The 1,308-nt window shown below is 74.2% G+C and carries 2 protein-coding genes; both read right to left on the bottom strand.

The window, feature by feature from the left end; all coding sequences use genetic code 11:
* A partial coding sequence (locus E1265_RS36280; protein WP_132935182.1) for a pirin family protein occupies positions 1-928 on the bottom strand: 928 nt, incomplete at its 3' end.
* A gap of 19 nt (positions 929-947) precedes the next feature.
* Positions 948-1,308 (bottom strand): tetratricopeptide repeat protein (locus E1265_RS36275; RefSeq protein ID WP_243741366.1); only part of this gene is annotated, 361 nt, incomplete at its 5' end.

Raw genomic sequence — 1,308 nt, 5'->3', positions numbered from 1 at the left:
GCGGGGGGCCGTCGTAGCCCTCGACGGTGCCGAAGCGGTCGGTGCCGTTCTCCCAGGCGGTGCGGGCCCGGACGATGTCGTCGTGGCTGCGGCCGACGAAGTTCCACCACATGACGATCTCCTCCCCGAAGGGCGGTCCGCCGAGCAGCAGGGCGCGGGCCGGGGCGTCCGAGGTGTTGGTCAGGTGGATGGTGTCGTGCCCGGTGTCGAGGTAGCCGAGGTCCGCCGGTCGGAGCGGGGTGTCGGCCAGGAGGAGGTCGCCGCGGTCGACGAGGAGGCCGTGTTCGTAGTCCGGGTCGACGGTGAGGGCGAGGGTCGCCCGTGGCTCGACGAGGAGTTCGGCGCCGAGCAGGGGGGTGAAGGTGCGGACGGGCGAGACGGCCCCAGCGAGGGAGCCGAGGAAGACCCGGATCTCGGCTCCCTCGACCCGCACGGGCTCGGGCACGTGGTGTCGGAACTCGCGGTCGGCGCCGCGGTGTGCCTCGGGCAGCGCCACCCACAGCTGGACGCCGTGCAGCACCGTGGTCCTGGGCGTGGAGACCTCCGAGTGGGCGATGCCGTGTCCGCCCGTCATGAGGTTCAACTCCCCGGGCCGGATGAGCGCGTGGCTGCCGAGGCTGTCGCGGTGCTCGACCTCGCCGCTGAACAGCCAGCTCACCGTCTGGAGACCGGTGTGGGGGTGCGGGGGGACGTCCATGCCGTCGGTGGCGGCGACGTCGTCGGGGCCGTAGTGGTCGGCGAAGCACCAGGCGCCGATCAGTGTCCGGCTCCGCTGCGGCAGGGTGCGTCGCACGGTCATCGACCGTGGGCCGCCCAGCGGCACCTCGCGCGGGGCGAGGATCTCCACCCTGGGCCCGGGCGGGCCGTCCCCGGCGTCGGCCGTGGCTCCGCAGCGCAGCACGGCTGGCTCCGTCTCGACGTTGCTCATCACTGTCTCCGCTCCGGACTCACTGGGTGGTCTCGTCTTCGGCTCGGGCGGCTCCGGAGAGGGCAGCGGCCGTCCGCAGGTAGGGCTTCGCGTCCTCGTCGCGCCCCTGGCGCTGGAGGGTGCGGCCGAGCAGCAGGTGTGCGTAGTCCTCGACCGGATCGCGGGCGATGACCTCGCGGAGTTGCTCCTCGGCGCGCCGCAGCTGGGCCGAGTGATAGTAGGCGCGGGCCAGCAGCAGCCGGGGCGCGATCTGCTGGGGGGCCTCCTCGACGAGGGGGGCGAGCAGCCGGGCGGCCCCGGCGTAGTCTCGGTCATCGAAGAGTCGCGTGGCGCGCTCCCACCGCTCGGCGGCCGTCTCCTCCGGGGCCGCCGGCCGGGGG

It is taken from the genome of Streptomyces sp. 8K308 (assembly GCF_004348315.1).
In the GTDB taxonomy this organism is placed as follows: domain Bacteria; phylum Actinomycetota; class Actinomycetes; order Streptomycetales; family Streptomycetaceae; genus Streptomyces.
This window is presented reverse-complemented; position numbering and strand designations above follow the sequence as displayed.